General features: G+C 67.5%; 1 protein-coding gene. It reads right to left on the reverse strand.

The window, feature by feature from the left end; genetic code table 11:
* The coding region (locus ACWGI8_RS44505) for a hypothetical protein (RefSeq protein ID WP_453669360.1) at positions 1-1,090 on the reverse strand (1,090 nt) is incomplete at its 3' end.
* Between the last annotated feature and the right edge of the window lie 9 nt (positions 1,091-1,099).

A 1,099-nucleotide genomic window follows, 5' to 3' on the forward strand; every position in this document is an offset into this window, starting at 1 on the left:
GGGCGGGTGGGGTGTCAGTCCCCAGCAGCGCTGCCAGAGCAGCCCCCTGGATGGCCGCATCCGCCTGCGGCAGCTCCTCCAGCACCTCCCACAACCGCGGAAACACCAACTCCTTCTGCTCCACACTCAGCGACTTGAACCCGCTGTGCAGGAAGGCATCACGAGCCCTGCCGATCAGATCACGCACCTGCCTGACCGGTGGGGGGGCGAAGCCGCAGTGGCCGGCAAGATACTCGGCCACCGCACGATGATCCGCCAACGAGCCACCCCGGTCATGCAGATCCTGCAACAGGTAATACACCTGCCGCCGCTGCGCATCCGTCATCTCCACATGGATGTGAGAATCCAGCCCGTGCCGCACCGCCTCCTTCACCAGAGAGAACTGATCCCTCGTCAGCAGGTGGGGGAGTTGCTGCTGGTGGGTGAGCAGAACATTCAACGCCTCATCGGTGGCATCCGAATACTCCTGGCGCAACCGCCGCAGGACAGGAACCAGCTGACGCCACTCCTCCTCACTCAGATCCTCATGCTTCACCGTGTCCAAAGACCCCCGGCCACGAACCACCGCCACCAGACGGCTGAGCTGACCCCGGGAGAGAAGGGCCGGGAGGGTGAGCTTGTCCTTCAGGGCACGGTTCCACTCCCCCAGCGTGGCCGTGGCACGGTCCTGCATGATCTCCCGCAGCGCCGGCACCAGCCGCGCCCGCTGCTCCTCCCCCAGACGCGCCAGCGCCAGCCCACCGGGACCGAAGTCACCCCTCGCCCGCGCGACAAGCCCCTTGAACTGCGACTCCATAGGTTTGGCGGGCAGGCCGAGCTGGGTCGTCACGATTCTGACCCATTCACGGTGGCTCCCCGTGCCGGGCGTGTTCATCAGATCACTGAGCAGCCCCACCGCCCGCTCCTGCATCCCGGCATCCATCGTCACCACCCTGCGCCCGAAGGTCAGCAGCTCCCTCACCTGGACGCCGTCCAGGGCGCCGGCCGGCATCACCAGGCCCCGATCCGCCAGGTGCCCGGGCAGCACCTCCATCGCCCTCACCGCAACCTCCCCCGGACCCAGCCCCTGCCCCTCCAGCTCCTCCAGCACCGCCACCAC

Source organism: Streptomyces sp. NPDC054841 (assembly GCF_053611045.1).